This window comes from Pseudoalteromonas sp. BSi20439, assembly GCF_000241165.1.
In the GTDB taxonomy this organism is placed as follows: Bacteria; Pseudomonadota; Gammaproteobacteria; order Enterobacterales; family Alteromonadaceae; genus Pseudoalteromonas.
The window spans coordinates 1-16570 of sequence record NZ_BADW01000067.1; the positions used below are offsets into that span (position 1 = coordinate 1).

The following is a 16570-nucleotide window of genomic DNA, read 5'->3' on the forward strand; positions in this document are numbered from 1 at the left end:
CTTACTTACTTACTTACTTACTTACTTACTTACTTACTTACTTACTTACTTACTTACTTACTTACTTTAACCTTTAACCTTTAACCTTTAACCTTTAACCCTAACTTTTTAACTTCTTCTTTTCTAAAGCAATTATTACTATGATCGTTAACCATTCCACAGGCCTGCATGTAGGCATACACTGTGGTTGGGCCTAAAAATTTAAAGCCACGCTTTTTTAAATCTTTTGCAAATAATGTTGATGCCTCAGTAACTGCAGGGTAATCCGCAAGCGTCTCTAAATCGTTTACCTGAGGTTTATTACCAACAAACCGCCACTGGTAATCACTAAAGCTGCCAAACTCTTCTTGAATAGCAATGAAGCACTTTGCATTATTAATTGTTGCGGCTATTTTTAAGCGATTGCGAACAATTCCCTCATTTTGCATTAATGTTTCTATGTCGTGTTCAGTAAAGGCCGCTACTTTATTTACGTCAAAGTTGGCAAAGGCGTTTTTATAATTAGCGCGCTTTTTTAATATGGTGTACCAGCTGAGCCCCGCTTGTGCCGATTCTAATGTCAAAAACTCAAAAAGTAGGTGATCGTTATACACAGGTACGCCCCATTCATGGTCATGGTAATCCACGTAGTCTGGTTTTGAAGTATCTAACCATGGACAGCGATACTGAGCTTCCTCTTTCATGCTTATTCCTTAGCGCGTCATTTTTACGGCACGTATTTTAACTGTTTAAATTGTTGATATTATAAGGAAATAATTTTGGTACATATTGTGCATTATCCAGTGTATCTACATTATTTTAGAGAGTTGATTATGGCCCTTGCAAGTGTGCTAAAACCTCAGTTTATTTCTGCTAATCAGTATAACCCATGTTTACTGCAAGAGGAGTATGTTGGTGAGTTGAGTGATTTGCGTCAACAAGCAAGTTGGCTCTCTCATCTGGTTGATACCATGCCTGCGGGCGTGATTGTACTTGATGGTAAAGGAATGATCGCTAAGGCAAACCAAATAGCTATCGATATGCTCGGCGAGCCATTAGAAGGAGAGAAGTGGTTTAGCGTTATTCAGCGCTCATTTCGTCCTCATCAAGATGATGGTCATGAAGTGTCGTTAAAAGATGGACGCTTAATAAAGCTCGATATTACTGCACTCGCGCCTGAGCCTGGGCAACTTATACTAATGACCGATTTAACCGAAACCCGACGCTTACAAAAGCGAGTCGCGCATATGCAGCGTTTAAGTGCCTTAGGTAAAATGGTGGCGTCTTTGGCTCATCAAGTACGCACACCGTTATCAGCGGCTATGTTGTATGCTGCAAATTTAGGCTCAAAACGCTTACCCGAAGCTTCTCGCGGCAGTTTTCATACTAAATTAATGTCACGTTTAAAAGATTTAGAAACCCAAGTAAACGACATGCTGTTATTTGCTAAAAGTGGTGATCAGCAAGTTGTTGAGCAAGTGTCGATGCAACAGCTACTAAGTGAAGTTAAAGCCGGTGCCGATGCTATGGTAGCGCTCAATGATAGCGAATTAAATGTGAGCTTACCTGAACCCGATATTGAAATTATGGGTAACAAAACAGCATTGGCAAGCGCAATTCAAAACCTAATTCATAATAGTATTCAAGTCATTGGCAGTGGTGCACAAGTACATCTTAGTGCTTTGCGTGATACGCAAGACCCTGATTATGTCCGCATTAGTGTTAGTGATAATGGCCCTGGGATTGACTTAGCGCAAAGCGAAAAAATATTTGAACCCTTTTATACCACTAAAAGCCAAGGTACTGGTTTAGGACTTGCCGTTGTAAGTTCAGTGGCCAGTGCACATCAGGGACGTGTTGAAGCAAACAACAACCCACAAGGGGGAGCAATTTTTAGTATGTTGCTACCTATTAGTGTCACATCTAAATTAGGGGAGTCACAATGAGTAACACTATTTTAGTTGTAGAAGATGACGCCGGACTTCGTGAAGCATTAATTGATACGCTTGAAATGTCAGGTATAGCCTGTATGGCCGCCAATAGTGCCGAGCAAGCCATGGTGCTACTAAAAAAAGAAGCATTTTCATTGGTGGTCAGTGATGTACAAATGGGCGCAATGAGCGGCTTGGATTTATTACGTAGTATTAAATTAAATTACCCTGATTTACCCGTACTAATGATGACGGCCTACGCCACTATTGATGATGCTGTAGAGGCTATGCGTTTAGGCGCGATTGATTATATGGCTAAGCCATTTGCACCAGAAGTGCTATTGAATATGGTGAGTCGTTACTTACCAGAAAAAGAAAAAGAAACAGACGGGCCCATTGTCGCCGATCCTAGTAGTATTCAATTACTCGAACTTGCTAATAAAGTTGCTCGTTCAGATGCCAGTGTGATGGTGCTTGGGCCAAGTGGCTCTGGTAAAGAAGTACTGGCGCGTTATATTCATGACAAATCAAAACGCTGTAATGAACCGTTTGTTGCGATTAACTGTGCTGCTATTCCTGAAAATATGCTCGAAGCCACTTTATTTGGTTATGAGAAAGGCGCGTTTACCGGTGCTATTCAAGCTTGCCCTGGTAAGTTTGAACAAGCACAGGGCGGTACTATTTTACTTGATGAAATCACCGAAATGGATTTAGGCCTGCAAGCCAAGCTGTTACGTGTACTACAAGAGCGTGAAGTTGAGCGTTTAGGTGGTCGTAAAACCATTGCACTGGATGTACGTGTGCTTGCCACAAGTAACCGAGAGTTAAAAGAAGCGGTTGCTGAAAACCAGTTCCGCGAAGATTTATACTATCGACTCAATGTTTTCCCACTGCTGTGGCGACCACTGTGTGAGCGCCCAGGGGACATTATAGTGTTGGCTAAACATTTGATTGAACGTCACTTAAGTAAAAGCAAAGAGCCAATGGCGTATTTAGATAGCAGTGCAGAGCAAAAACTGCTTAGCCATAGCTGGCCCGGTAACGTACGCGAACTAGATAACGTTATTCAGCGAGCATTAATTTTACGCAGTGGGAATAGTATTGATGAGCATGCTATTTTTATCGAAAATCTAGCTCCAACGCATTTTGTGGCAGAAACTAAAGCTGACATTGAGCCTGTAAAAAGTAGTCTCAGTAACGCTTATTATGATGAAAAAGCAGCGCCTGCAGATGAGCAAAAAAATGATTTGTTAGCCGTCGATACTGGTAGTTACAAAGATGAGCTTAAAGATAAAGAACATCGTATTATTTTAGAAACCTTGGCACGCTGCCAAGGAAAACGTAAAGAGGTCGCCGAAACCTTAGGTATTAGCCCGCGTACTTTACGCTACAAATTAGCACAAATGCGTGATTTAGGTATTTCCCTCCCAGCATAACCCCCATAAGCCCTAAGTTCAATCACTTGAATTTAGGGCTGTCAAAACTCTGACTGCTTAATTATTTTACTTAAAGCGTTGTTTTAATTGATTTTAATTTTTGGCATGTTTTGTGCTTTATTCTCTTTAAGAGTTTACTGCATTATCAGAGACAATTATGAAAATTCAAAACAGTGCTTTATTTCAAGAAATGCAATCAATGGCTGCAGAAGCCACACGTAGTAATCAAGTTAATAACTTGCCAACGCAAGTGCAATCAACCTCTACAGCACAGTTTGGTGACATGTTGAGTAATGCCCTTAATACAGTGCATGAACTTCAGCAAGACGCAGGGCAAAAAGTAAAAGCGGTAGAGAATGGCGACAGAAGCGTGTCACTTGCCGAGGCTATGATTGCTTCGCAAAAGTCTTCTGTGGCATTTGAAGCTACGGTACAGGTTCGTAATAAGCTTGTTGAGTCTTATAAAGAAATTATGAACATGCCTGTTTAATTAGGTAGTGGAGAATTATTGTGGCGCAATCTAATCAATCTACAGATCTGGCACTTGCTGATGGCATGATGGAGCAAAGTGAAAACGAAGATCAACAAGAGCAAAAATCAGGCTATTTCAGTGCCCTTGGCGGTGTTGATGTTTTACGTCAAATTACCCTGATTGTTGCATTAGCTATTTGTTTAGCCATTGCTATTTTCGTTATTATTTGGGCTCGTCAGCCAGATATGCGCCCTTTAGGTAAAATGCAAACTGAAGAGTTAATAGAAACACTCGACTTTTTAGATGCACAAAAAATTGACTACCAACTTGATGGCAATGTGGTCTCGGTGGATGAAACTGAATATCAAAATATCAAGTTATTGATGACCCGTGAAGGTTTAGATCAAGGGCCTACATCAGGTAGCGACATTATTATGCAAGACATGGGGTTTGGGGTAAGCCAACGTTTAGAACGTGAGCGCCTTAAACATGGCCGTGAGCAACAACTTGCCCGTACTATAGAAGAGCTAAATAATGTTACTCGCGCCAAAGTATTGTTAGCTATTCCCAAAGAAAATGTATTTGCCCGTAGAGAGAAAAAACCCTCTGCGACTGTTGTACTTACTCTTAAACGCGGTCGCTCTCTAGATGGCGAAGAAGTTGACTCGGTTGTTGATATGATAGCTTCAGCGGTACAAGGGCTTGAGCCTTCGCGCGTTACTGTGACCGATCAAAATGGTCGTTTATTAAATTCAGGCTCGCAAACCTCTTTAGCTGCACGCTCGCGTAAAGAATACGATATAGAACGTAAACGTGAGCAAGAATACCTAGAAAAAATCGACAGTATTTTGATCCCCGTGGTTGGATTAGGTAATTACACCGCACAAGTAGATTTAAGTATGGACTTTAGTGCGGTAGAAGAAACACAAAAACGTTACAACCCAGATTTACCTGCGGTAAGAAGTGAAACGACCTTTGAAGAAAATAATATTGGTGGCCTAGCGGTTGGTATTCCAGGCGCGCTGACTAATCAGCCACCAGTTAACTCAACTATTCCTGAAGATGCGATGGCGGGCGGTGCAGGCACTGCAACCTCACCGAGTAGAACTCACAAAGAAGCCACTCGTAACTATGAACTCGATACCACTATTTCACATAAGCGTCAGCAAACCGGTGTGATCCGCAGAATAAGTGTGTCCGTGGCGGTCGATTACTTACCTACGGTGGGTGAAAATGGTGAAACAACCATGACACCACGCTCGGTAGAAGCTTTGTCAAATATTCGTCGCTTGTTACAAGGTGGCGTAGGCTTTGATATGCAACGTGGCGATGCTCTTGAAGTAGTAACCGTGCCATTCGTTCGTGAAGACTCAGCGCTTGATTTTGAATTGCCTTTATGGGAACAAGACTGGTTTATGAAAATGATGCGCTTAGTATTAGGTGCGCTGGTTATTATTGTACTGATATTAGCTGTTGTTAAACCTATGCTTAAACGCTTAATTTACCCAGATAATACACTTGAAGAATATGATGAAGACTCTCTTAGTTCAGGTGTTGACCTTGGTGACAGCACATTAGATATGCTAAATAATGACTTTGATTCTGCTTCAGTTGGCTTCTCAAGCGATGGTACACTACGCTTACCAGACTTACATGGCGACGAAGACTTATTGAAAGCGGTTCGTGCCCTTGTAGCCAATGAACCAGAACTATCATCACAAGTAGTTAAAGCGTGGTTAACAGAAGATGACTGATCAAGAACAAAAACAACTACCACCGACGTTTGATGTTGATAAGCTCGATGGTGTAGATAAAGCGGCGATATTATTGCTGAGCTTATCTGAAGAAGATGCAGCGCAAATCCTTAAACACTTAGAGCCAAAACAAGTGCAAAAGGTAGGTATGGCTATGGCGGCAATCGATGATTTGTCGCAAGCTAAAATTAGCGCAGTTCATAATTTGTTTATCGAACAAATTCAAAGTTTTAGTACGATAGGTTTTCAGTCTGAAGATTTTATCAAAAAGGCACTTACAGCTGCATTAGGTGAAGATAAAGCCGCCAGCTTAATAGACCAAATTGTTATGGGCTCAGGCGCTAAAGGGCTTGATTCATTAAAATGGATGGACTCAAAGCAGGTAGCTAACATTATTCGTAATGAGCATCCGCAAATTCAAACAATTGTGCTTTCTTATTTAGAGCCGGAACAATCAGCTGAAATTTTAGCGCAATTTCCTGAAAAAGTGCGCCTAGATTTAACCATGCGTATTGCCAATTTAGAAGAAGTACAACCAGCGGCTTTACAAGAATTAAACGAAATTATGGAAAAACAATTTGCTGGTCAAGCAGGCGCACAAGCTGCGAAAATGGGTGGCTTAAAAGCGGCTGCAGATATTATGAACTACCTCGATACCAATGTTGAAGGGCAGTTAATGGATTCTATCCGTGAGCATGACGAAGAAATGTCACAACAAATTCAAGACTTAATGTTTGTTTTCGAAAACTTAATGGATGTAGAAGACAGAGGTATTCAAGCAATTTTACGCGAAGTGCCGCAAGATGTACTGATGAAAGCCATTAAAGGCACTGACGAAGCGCTTAAAGAGAAGATTTTGGGTAACATGTCTAAACGTGCCGCTGAAATGCTTGCTGATGACTTAGAGGCTATGGCACCAGTGCGTATTAGCGAAGTAGAGGCAGCGCAAAAAGAAATACTCTCAACAGCACGTCGTCTGTCAGATTCAGGTGAAATTATGCTTGGTGGTGGCGGTGGTGAGGAGTTCTTGTAATCTATGAGTAACTCTAAGGGTCGCCCGTTACAGGCAGATGAAGCTGATGAGCTATTAAAAAATTGGCCAATTCCTGACGTTGCGCCAGATGAGCGAAGTTTTGGCAATCGCTCTACGGCTTATGGCACACCCTTAGCCGAGCTATACCGTAAAGAAATAGCAAAAGAACAAGTAGAAGAACCGGAAGAACCAGAGCTGCCTTCATTAACTATGGTAGAGCTGGAGCGTATTCGCCAAGATGCCTACGAAGAAGGCCTTAAACAAGGGCACGAACAAGGCTATATAGATGGCTTTGACAAAGGCGTAACCGAGGGTAAAGAGGCGGGTTACAAAGAAGGTGTAGAGCTGGGTAAAACACAAGGCCAAGAAGACGTTAAACCCTTAATTGATGAGCAGTTGACCAGCCTGCGTGGCTTACTAGATAGTTTAAGCGACCCGCTTAAAAAAGTGGACGAGCAAGCAGAAAAACAGCTGGTACAGCTAGCCACTATGCTCAGTGAAGCGATTATTTATCAAGAAGTAAAAACATCACCTGATATTATTTTACATACTTTGAAAAAAAGCATTGATGCACTTAATGCAGAACAAGAAAAAGTTCGAATTCATCTTCATCCAGATGACTTAACGCTGATAAAAGCCAGTTATGGTGAACAAGCTATTGAAGATAATCATTGGCAATTAATTGCAGAACCCACTCTAGAGCGGGGCGGTTGTGAAGTTAAAACAACGTTATCATCTTTAGATATGACCTTGAAAACCCGTGTCAAAGAAACGTTGGATAGCTTTTTGCATAATAGTGGTATCTAACTTTTTTATTGGCGTGTCATGTCTGTGAGCGATACTTCATTAAGCGAACGCTTATCTCAATACCAACGACATATTAAAATTCCAGCGCCTGCAGTCGCGGGAGTTTTAACGCGTGTGGTTGGTTTAACACTGGAAGCCAAAGGTTTGCGCGCTCCGGTAGGCAGCCAATGTAAAATTGAAACAATGAACGGCTTTGTTGACGCTGAAATTGTTGGATTTAACGATCAAACTTTGTATTTAATGCCTAACGACCACATTTCAGGCGTACTTCCTGGTGCGCGAGTTATCCCCCAAGTTAATGACACAGGTTTGCCTGTTGGCATGAGCTTACTTGGTCGAGTGGTAGACGGCTTAGGCAGACCTTTAGATGGCTTAGGTAAAATTAATGCAGAACATACACTCAAATTTGCTCAAAATGCAATAAACCCTCTTGCAAGACGCCCCATTAGTAAGCCTATGGATGTGGGGGTACGTGCTATTAACTCGGTGATTACTGTCGGCCAAGGCCAGCGCATGGGCTTATTTGCAGGCTCTGGTGTGGGTAAATCAGTATTATTAGGCATGATGACCCGAGGCAGTGAAGCCGATGTGATTGTAGTGGGTTTAGTCGGTGAGCGTGGTCGAGAAGTAAAAGAATTTATTGAAGAAATACTGGGTGTTGAAGGGCGTAAACGTTCAGTTGTTGTTGCAGCCCCCGCTGATGCCTCACCATTAATGCGATTAAAAGGCTGCGAAAGTGCGGTAACCATTGCAGAGTATTTTCGAGATCAAGGTTTAAACGTATTGTTATTACTCGACTCGGTGACGCGTTATGCTATGGCACAGCGTGAAATCGCCCTTGCCGTCGGTGAGCCCCCTGCAACAAAAGGTTACCCACCTTCAGTATTTGCTAAATTACCTGCGCTGGTGGAAAGAGCGGGTAATGGCGGGGAAGGGCAAGGCTCTATTACTGCCTTTTTTACCGTACTGAGTGAAGGCGATGACATGCAAGACCCGATTGCTGATGCTGCACGTGCCATACTTGACGGACATATTGTTTTATCTCGTGATTTAGCCGACAGCGGCCATTATCCTGCCATTGACATAGAAAAATCGATTTCTCGAGTTATGCCTCAAGTGGTGTCTGAATCGCACATGCAACAAGCTCGGGTGCTTAAGCAAGTGTATTCAATGTATCAACAGAACAAAGACATGATCACCTTGGGCGCTTATCAAAAAGGCAGTGATCAAATGCTCGATCAGGCAATAAACATGATGCCAAGAGTGAACGCATTTTTACAACAAGGGATGCGTGATGTGATTAGCTATGATGATGGCCTTCAAGGGCTCGCGCAATTATTAGGACAAGCATAATGGCAAAAAATAAACTGCATTTGTTGCTCAGGCTTGAAAACGAAAAAGAAGAAACGTTGCGCATGAGCTACTTGCAAGCTAATCAAAATTTGCAAGTAAATCAGCAAAAGCTGCAGGGCTTAAATGACTTTCGACTTGAATACACGCAGCAACTTCATATTAAGGGGCAGTCGGGTTTATCAAGTGCCGGATTTAGTCAGTATCATGCATTCATTGCTAAGATTGAAGAAGCGATACGTCAACAAGCAAGCACTGTTAACACTGCAAAGCAGGTGGTTAGCCAGCGTAAAACCTTGTGGTTAAAGCAACAAGTAAAAGCGAAAGCGGTTGCTAAGTTAATTGAAAAACAACAGATAAAAGCGGATATGTTGGCCGCTAAAAGTGAGCAAAAAATGCTCGATGAATTTTCCTCTAATCAGTTTTATCAAAGGCATAAAGCACTATAAGGTAGGCATGCTAATTGCTTAGATTCTACAAGAGCAATGATTTTTAGGATTGTGCGGTGGGCTGTTGCCGCTTTTATTAGGTGATTTATGGCGATAAATGATATTTCAATGTTAGCGGTATCTGAGCAAGACTCATACTTAGTTAAAAAAGACAGTGATAAAACAAAGCTAGATAGCAGTAATGATGCTGGCTTTTTTGATCAATTAGCCCTTGCTAACCAAGCTTCTGAAACACACAGTACGCAAGCTAAAGCGCCAAACAAACAATCAGCAGATGAACAATCCGATCTAAAAGAGCAAAGTAGCGAAGAAAAGCCTTTGAGCGGTGAAGATATGCTGGCGCAAATTAATGCGGCACAAGTCATCGATACCTCAGTAAAAAATAACCCCCATGGTGGTGCGCAGTTAATAGACAAAGACGCTGTTAAAATAAACGCTAAGCCTGAAAATAAGCTGGCACCTATTATTACTATGCCAAGTGATGCCGTTATGGATGATGAAATCATTCCACAAACACAAAATGTACAAGGTGCTAATTTAGCAGGAAAAGGCGAAGGTGAGCCGACACTGCTTGACACAAAAGCGCTAGCAGCTGTTAATGCGAGTCAAAAAGGCGATGTTGTTTCAAGCCAATTAGCAACAGATAAGGTGGCCGATAAGCCGACTGATACCACAACCGTAAAATCATCATTAGACTCATCAATTTTGGCGCTGTTATCAAAAGATGATAATGCCATTAAAGCAGATAAATTATTGGCAAATTTAACACCTGCTCAGCAAGGTGAATTAGCCACTGAGCTTAATGCGATGAGCAAGCCAATTAATAAAGATAACCTAGCGGATTTAAAGCAATTACTCAGTAAGTATGTGAGTGAAAGTGAGAAGCCGCAAACACCTCAGCAGGTCATTAATGCACAAATAAGTACGCTAACTACCCCAGAGAAACAGGCATTGCTCAATCAATTGCAGGGATACATTAAAAGCGAGTCTCTATCTACTAAAGAACTGACCTCTTTAAAAGGAGTTATCAGTGATTTAGAAACTGCTATTAACGCAGATACTTTGTTTAGTGCCAAAGATAAGCCATTGTTTGCCAATAATACTTTGACACCAGTTGTTACACCTAAAACACAACAAGGTACTGAATCAGCTAATGTAAAACCTGAGCTAAAACCAGAGGGTTCAAAATCGGTAGCCGAAACACCTGAGGAGCTTGCTAAGCAGCTCGATGCGTTACAAAAAGAGAGTATGCGTGCCACTAACGCAGAACAAATGCCACCGCGTGCTGCACAGGTTTTTTCTCAAATCATTAATATATTTGATAAATCGTCGCTTAATACGCTCGCTAAATACGATACTTTAGGCTACGAGCAAGCTATTATTGAAGCGCAAAGTTTACAGGCCGGGCAGTTGCAAAGTACTGCACAAGCTAAACAGGTAAGCATTGATCCTGCTACCTTACAGGCGTTAAATATTATTAAAAGTGATGCTGCAAAAATGCTACAAGAGCGCGTTACCTCAATGTTAAGCATTAATAATAAAGAAGCTGAAATTCGTTTAGATCCACCTGAGATGGGCAGTATGCAAATTCGCATTCGAAGTGACGCGGAACAAGCACAAATAAACTTTGTAGTGCAAAATCAGCAAGCCAAAGAAGCGCTGGAGCAGTCATTACCTAGGCTTAGAGAATTATTAATGCAACAGGGTTTAGAACTAGGTGAAAGCAGTATTTCTTATGGCGATTCATCGGCAGAACAAAACGAGCAACAAGAAGGTCAGGCACAAGGTCAAATGGCTAATAATCGCTCTTCAGATGAGACAAATAGTGAGCAATCAGATATGCAAACAGACAGTTCTGGACAACAAACGTCATCATCAATAGATTACTATGCCTAAGTCCTGCTATTATAATAGTTAAAACAAGCAAATACCTTTGCGAATAAAGGAAATACAATGGCTGAAGATACTAATTTAGAAATAGAAGAAGTCAGTAAAAATAAAAGCAAACTCATTATAATTATAGCTGCTGTATTGGTAATTGTTGGCGGTGTAGCTGGTTACTTTTTACTATCGGGGGATGATGAGGCCTTAGAAACTCTAACAGATGATAGTGCCAGTGGTGAATTAGCTGCTGCATCATCAAGCTCTTCAGCAACAATAGGCACAGCCTTATATATTTCAATGCCAAGACCTTTTGTATTTAATGTCCCTGGGGCAAGTCGCGATAGAATTGTGCAAATTAAAGTGCAATTACTGGTGCGCGGGGATGGCAATGAAGAAATAGCTAAAAAGCATATTCCTCTTATAGAAGGTACGTTGTTAAATGTATTTTCTATGACCACAGCTGATGAGTTAAGTAGCAGTGTTGGTAAGGAAACACTGCGCTTTACTGCGCTTGATAAAGTGCAAGCAGCTATGATGGATGTGGAAGGAAGTAAAGTAATTGAGCGGGTACTGTTTACCGGCTTTGTAATGCAATAAGGGGTCAGTGTGAGCGATTTATTATCCCAAGACGAAATTGATGCGCTATTACACGGTGTTGATGAGGTCGAAGAGGAAGATATACACGACGGTGACGAAGGTGATGGAAGTACACTTCAATATGACTTCTCTTCGCAAGATCGTATCGTACGTGGTCGCATGCCGACACTTGAAATTGTTAATGAGCGATTTGCGCGTCATATGCGAATTAGCTTATTTAACATGATGCGCCGCACCGCAGAGGTGTCAATTAACGGCGTGCAAATGATCAAGTTTGGTGAGTATATTCACACCTTATTTGTACCAACTAGTTTGAACATGGTGCGTTTTCGTCCACTAAAAGGCACCGGCCTAATTACTATGGAGGCGCGCTTAGTTTTTATATTGGTAGACAACTTCTTTGGTGGCGATGGCCGCTATCATGCCAAAATTGAAGGGCGTGAATTTACCCCAACAGAACGCCGAATCGTGCAAATGCTACTAAAAATAATCTTTGAAGATTACAAAGAGGCATGGGCACCTGTGATGGATGTGTCGTTCGAGTATCTTGATTCTGAGGTGAACCCCGCCATGGCTAACATTGTTAGTCCAACCGAAGTGGTGGTTATAAGCTCTTTTCACATTGAACTTGATGGCGGTGGTGGTGACTTTCATATTGCGCTGCCGTATTCAATGCTCGAACCTATTCGAGAGCTACTGGATGCAGGTGTTCAGTCTGATACTGAAGATACTGATTTACGCTGGAGTAAGGCGCTTCGTGACGAAATAATGGATGTAGAAGTCGACTTATCGACTCAGCTACTTGAAGTTGATTTAAGCTTAAAACAAATTATGGAGCTTAAGGCTGGGGATATTATTCCTGTTGAAATGCCAGAGCATATTACTGTGTTTGTGGAAGAGTTACCTACATTTAGAGCTAAAATGGGTCGTTCACGCGATAACGTTGCGCTACAAATAAGTGAAAAAATTAAACGCCCTGATTCAGTTAAATCTGAGCTGCATGTCTTTACCAAAGGCGGCAAAAAAATTGATTCAGATGCAGAATTAGCAGAACTAGAAGATGATTTACACCTTTCAAACGGTGTAGACTTAGACTGGTAATTGATTAAAAGGTTAAAAGTATGAGCGATGATCAAGATACAATGGACGAATGGGCAGCAGCACTTGCTGAGGCTGAGGGAACTGATGATAGTGCAGAGGTTAAAGTAACCGAACTTGATGAGCTGGATGATTCAAAACATGAGCTCAGCGGTGAAGAAAAACGTAAACTCGACACTATTTTAGATATTCCCGTTACTATTTCGATGGAAGTAGGGCGTTCTAAAATTAATATTCGTAATTTACTACAACTTAACCAAGGCTCAGTTGTTGAGCTTGATAGGGTTGCTGGTGAGCCGCTTGATGTATTAGTTAATGGTACATTGATAGCACATGGTGAAGTGGTTGTGGTGAACGATAAGTTTGGTATTCGCTTAACAGATGTAATTAGTCAGGTTGAACGGATCAAAAAATTACGATGATAGCATTACTTGGTTTAAGCAATTCAGTGTTTGCAGCTACCGATGCTGCAACACCCACCACAGACATTATTTCAATGGTGATGTCGTTAGCTGTGGTAGTGGTGTTAATTTTAGTGTTGGCTTTTTTTGTTAAAAAGCTCAATCCAAATTTAACCAACAACGATGAGTTTAAAGTGATCCGTAGTCTTCCTCTAGGATCACGCGAGCGATTAATGGTTGTTGAAATAGATAACGCTCAGCACCTATTAGGGGTGACCCCGCACAGCATTAATTATTTACATAAGCTAGAAACTCCTTTAACGGAAAAAGAGTTACCAGAATTAGCGAAGCGTTTTGGCAAAATGTTGAATCCGCAACTTAATCAAAATAAAAAGAATTAATATTATGACTAAATGGCTGCTTATCATTCTTGCCATCGTGTTCATTCCTGGTGTTAATGCAGAGGGAATTGATGCGCTAACCATAACCACTAATGCTGACGGCACACAAGATTACTCAGTGACGCTTCAAGTATTAGCGATCATGACGGCAATGAGCTTTATTCCAGCGGCCATTATCATGATGACCTCGTTCACTCGAATTATTGTTGTATTGGCTATTTTGCGCCAAGCGATTGGCTTACAGCAAACCCCTTCGAATCAAGTTTTATTAGGTATGTCGCTGTTTTTAAGTATTTTTATTATGGCGCCTATTTATGAGCAAATAAACGAACGTGCAATCGAACCGTACTTAAGTGAGCAGGTAACATCACTAGAGGCACTCGATTTAGCCAAAGAGCCAATGAAAGCCTTTATGCTTTCTCAAGTACGACTAAAAGATTTAGAAACCTTTGCAAAAATAGCTGGGTACGATCAGCTTGATTCACCTGAAGCAACGCCAATGATTGTTCTTATTCCGGCGTTTGTAACCAGTGAGCTACAAACGGCCTTTATTATTGGGTTTATGTTCTTCATTCCCTTTTTGATTGTCGATTTGGTGGTTGCATCGGTGTTGATGGCCATGGGTATGATGATGCTATCCCCCATGATTGTATCGCTACCGTTTAAGATTATGTTGTTTGTATTGGTTGATGGTTGGAGCTTGGTGATGGGTACGCTCGCTAAAAGCTTTGGTTTAGGCACATAGCAGTGCTTTATAAATTGAACCAATCACACTAGGAGTCGCCCATGGAACCTGAAGTATTTGTTGATATTTTAAGTGGAGCCCTGTTTTTAGTGATTAAGCTGGTGTCTGCTATTGTGGTCCCTGGTTTAATTATTGGTTTAGTAGTGGCAGTATTTCAGGCGGCAACCTCAATTAACGAACAAACACTGAGCTTTTTACCGCGTTTATTAATTACCATTGGTGCATTAATTGTGGGTGGACATTGGTTTACTCAAGAGCTGATGGACTTTTTTAATCGCTTAGTACTTCTTATACCCGAAATAGCAGGTTAACGATGGAGTTTCCATTTTCCGTTGTTATTCAATGGCTAAGTGATTTTTTACTGCCTTTGGTCCGCATAAGCTCAATGATCATGATCATGGCGGGTATTGGCGCCAAAAATGTACCCTCTCGAATTAAAATGGGCTTAGCTGTGGTAGTCACATTTTTAGTAGTGCCTGTTTTACCTCCTGCTACGTTTACTAATTTATTTTCTTTTGAAATGATTTTAGTGGTACTACAACAAATGCTGATTGGTGTCGCGATTGGTTTTGCATCTACACTATTGCTCAATACGTTTGTATTAGCAGGGCAAATTCTTGCTATGCAAACCGGTTTAGGTTTTGCGTCTGTTGTTGACCCCTCAAATGGAATGAGTGTGCCTGCTGTAGGGCAGTTCTACCTCATTTTAGCTACCTTGTTATTTTTTGTATTTAATGGCCACTTAATGATGATTCAAATGGTGGTGCATAGTTTTCAGGTATTGCCAATTGATGGTAATTGGTGGGCGGTTGATCATTACTGGGACATAGTGACATGGGGTGGTTGGATGTTTACCACTGCATTAGTGCTGTCATTAGCACCATTAACCGCCATGCTGGTTATTAATATGGCATTTGGTATTATGACCCGTGCTGCACCGCAGTTAAATATTTTCTCGATAGGCTTCCCGTTTACCTTAGTGGCAGGGCTCGTTATTATTTGGGCAACGCTCGGTAACTTTGTCACTCAGTTTGAGTTCCAATGGCTAAAAATGGTTGAGCTGATGTGTACTCTAATTGGTTGTTCCCCTTAGGAGAGCGTAATGGCTGAAGATTCCGGACAAGAAAAAACCGAAGAACCCACCCCAAAAAAAGTTGATGATGCTAAAAAGAAAGGCCAAATAGCGCGTTCTAAAGAGTTAGGTACCATGTTTGTGCTTATTTTTTCTGCTATTTCCTTATTAATGTATGGGCCTGAAATTGGCAAAGGCTTGTACCGCATTATGGGAAGAATGCTGAGTCTTAACCGCAATGAAACCTACGACACCACCAAAATGTTTGCCGTATGGGGAGAGGTGGCCGACGTACTGTTATTTCCTATGTCGATGTTTGTACTCATTATTGTATTGGCTGCATTTATCGGTAATACCATGCTTGGCGGCTTTAATTTTAGTTGGCAAGCAGCTGCGCCCAAAGCCAGTAAAATGTCGCCAATGAAAGGCTTTACCCGCATGTTTGGTCCACAAGCGGCTATAGAATTGCTTAAGTCATTATTAAAGTTTGGCTTGGTGGCCGCATTTGCTATTTTTTTAATTAATACGTTTTTTGATGAAATCTTACATTTAAGTATAGAAAGTGCGCCTGGCAATATTGTTCATGCTTTGGAAATTTTAGCGTGGATGTTTTTAGCCATGTCTTGCACCTTAATTATTATTGCTGCTATTGATGCGCCTTTTCAAAGTTATAGCCATAACAAACAGCTTAAAATGACTATGCAAGAGGTAAAAGACGAATATAAAAACTCAGAAGGTGATCCGCAGATTAAAGCGCGCATAAGGCAAACCCAACGTCAAATGTCGCAAAAGAGAATGATGCAGGATGTGCCAGACGCCGATGTTATTGTTACCAACCCTACTCACTATTCCGTAGCTTTAAAATACGATACAGAGCGAGCAGGCGCGCCTATTGTATTAGCCAAAGGTGTGGATGAGCTCGCCATGCAAATTCGTAAAATTGCATTGGGTAATGAAGTGCCTATTGTTGAGTCTCCAACTTTAACCCGAGCGCTTTATCATACTGCAGAAGTGGGTGAGCAAATCCCCGATCAGCTATTTACTGCGGTTGCTCAAGTGCTTGCTTATGTGTTTCAGCTTAAACGGTTTAAAAAAGGCCGCGGAAAACGCCCTGTTGCCCTTAATAAAAAGCTGCCTATCCCCGATGAATTTAAGTATTAA

Annotated in this window: 18 protein-coding genes; 17 read left to right on the top strand and 1 reads right to left on the bottom strand. The window is 41.4% G+C overall.

All coding sequences use genetic code 11. From position 1 onward, the window contains the following. Positions 1–80 precede the first annotated feature (80 nt). Positions 81–683 (bottom strand): DNA-3-methyladenine glycosylase I, encoded by a 603-nt coding sequence (locus P20439_RS06235; protein ID WP_008112172.1) that lies wholly within the window; start codon positions 681–683, stop codon positions 81–83. A 129-nt stretch (positions 684–812) separates the two neighbouring features. Here P20439_RS06235 and P20439_RS06240 point away from each other — a divergent pair, with 129 nt between their 5' ends. From P20439_RS06240 to flhB, 17 genes are all read left to right on the top strand, one after another. Beyond that, positions 813–1925 (top strand): PAS domain-containing sensor histidine kinase, encoded by a 1113-nt coding sequence (locus tag P20439_RS06240; protein ID WP_008112173.1) that lies wholly within the window; start codon positions 813–815, stop codon positions 1923–1925. Further along, positions 1922–3346 carry a sigma-54 dependent transcriptional regulator gene (locus P20439_RS06245; protein WP_008112175.1) on the top strand — a complete coding sequence of 475 codons (1425 nt, stop codon included), beginning with the start codon at positions 1922–1924 and terminating at the stop codon, positions 3344–3346. Before P20439_RS06240 ends, P20439_RS06245 begins: the two co-directional genes overlap by 4 nt. A gap of 157 nt (positions 3347–3503) precedes the next feature. After that, positions 3504–3836: a flagellar hook-basal body complex protein FliE gene (gene fliE / locus P20439_RS06250; RefSeq protein WP_008112177.1), complete on the top strand. Its 333-nt coding sequence runs from the start codon at positions 3504–3506 to the stop codon at positions 3834–3836. Positions 3837–3856: 20 nt separating this feature from the next. Then, the gene (fliF, locus tag P20439_RS06255; protein WP_008112179.1) at positions 3857–5572 is read left to right on the top strand and encodes a flagellar basal-body MS-ring/collar protein FliF; all 1716 of its coding nucleotides are present in this window, start codon (positions 3857–3859) and stop codon (positions 5570–5572) included. After that, the gene (fliG, locus tag P20439_RS06260; protein ID WP_008112181.1) at positions 5565–6605 is read left to right on the top strand and encodes a flagellar motor switch protein FliG; all 1041 of its coding nucleotides are present in this window, start codon (positions 5565–5567) and stop codon (positions 6603–6605) included. Before fliF ends, fliG begins: the two co-directional genes overlap by 8 nt. Positions 6606–6608: 3 nt before the next feature. Continuing rightward, positions 6609–7412 carry a flagellar assembly protein FliH gene (fliH, locus tag P20439_RS06265; protein ID WP_008112182.1) on the top strand — a complete coding sequence of 268 codons (804 nt, stop codon included), beginning with the start codon at positions 6609–6611 and terminating at the stop codon, positions 7410–7412. An 18-nt stretch (positions 7413–7430) separates the two neighbouring features. Then, a complete protein-coding gene (fliI, locus tag P20439_RS06270) occupies positions 7431–8765 on the top strand; it encodes a flagellar protein export ATPase FliI (RefSeq protein ID WP_008112184.1) in 1335 nt (444 codons plus the stop codon). After that, on the top strand, positions 8765–9211 hold the full coding sequence (gene fliJ / locus P20439_RS06275) for a flagellar export protein FliJ (RefSeq protein WP_008112186.1): 447 nt from the start codon (positions 8765–8767) through the stop codon (positions 9209–9211). The genes fliI and fliJ overlap by 1 nt, the downstream gene beginning before the upstream one ends. Before the next feature lie 87 nt (positions 9212–9298). Continuing rightward, a complete protein-coding gene (locus P20439_RS06280) occupies positions 9299–11107 on the top strand; it encodes a flagellar hook-length control protein FliK (protein WP_008465385.1) in 1809 nt (602 codons plus the stop codon). Positions 11108–11164: 57 nt separating this feature from the next. After that, positions 11165–11692: a flagellar basal body-associated protein FliL gene (fliL, locus tag P20439_RS06285; RefSeq protein ID WP_008112190.1), complete on the top strand. Its 528-nt coding sequence runs from the start codon at positions 11165–11167 to the stop codon at positions 11690–11692. A 9-nt stretch (positions 11693–11701) separates the two neighbouring features. Beyond that, entirely contained in the window at positions 11702–12793 is a 1092-nt protein-coding gene (gene fliM / locus P20439_RS06290) for a flagellar motor switch protein FliM (protein WP_008112191.1), read from the top strand. Between the two features lie 20 nt (positions 12794–12813). Beyond that, positions 12814–13212 (top strand): flagellar motor switch protein FliN, encoded by a 399-nt coding sequence (fliN, locus tag P20439_RS06295; RefSeq protein ID WP_008112193.1) that lies wholly within the window; start codon positions 12814–12816, stop codon positions 13210–13212. Beyond that, positions 13209–13592 (top strand): flagellar biosynthetic protein FliO, encoded by a 384-nt coding sequence (fliO, locus tag P20439_RS06300; RefSeq protein ID WP_008112194.1) that lies wholly within the window; start codon positions 13209–13211, stop codon positions 13590–13592. The genes fliN and fliO overlap by 4 nt, the downstream gene beginning before the upstream one ends. Before the next feature lie 4 nt (positions 13593–13596). Beyond that, entirely contained in the window at positions 13597–14337 is a 741-nt protein-coding gene (gene fliP / locus P20439_RS06305; protein ID WP_008112196.1) for a flagellar type III secretion system pore protein FliP, read from the top strand. A 41-nt stretch (positions 14338–14378) separates the two neighbouring features. Further along, the gene (locus P20439_RS06310; protein ID WP_008112198.1) at positions 14379–14648 is read left to right on the top strand and encodes a flagellar biosynthetic protein FliQ; all 270 of its coding nucleotides are present in this window, start codon (positions 14379–14381) and stop codon (positions 14646–14648) included. Positions 14649–14650: 2 nt separating this feature from the next. Continuing rightward, on the top strand, positions 14651–15430 hold the full coding sequence (fliR, locus tag P20439_RS06315; RefSeq protein ID WP_008112199.1) for a flagellar biosynthetic protein FliR: 780 nt from the start codon (positions 14651–14653) through the stop codon (positions 15428–15430). A 9-nt stretch (positions 15431–15439) separates the two neighbouring features. Next, positions 15440–16570: a flagellar biosynthesis protein FlhB gene (flhB, locus tag P20439_RS06320; protein WP_008112201.1), complete on the top strand. Its 1131-nt coding sequence runs from the start codon at positions 15440–15442 to the stop codon at positions 16568–16570.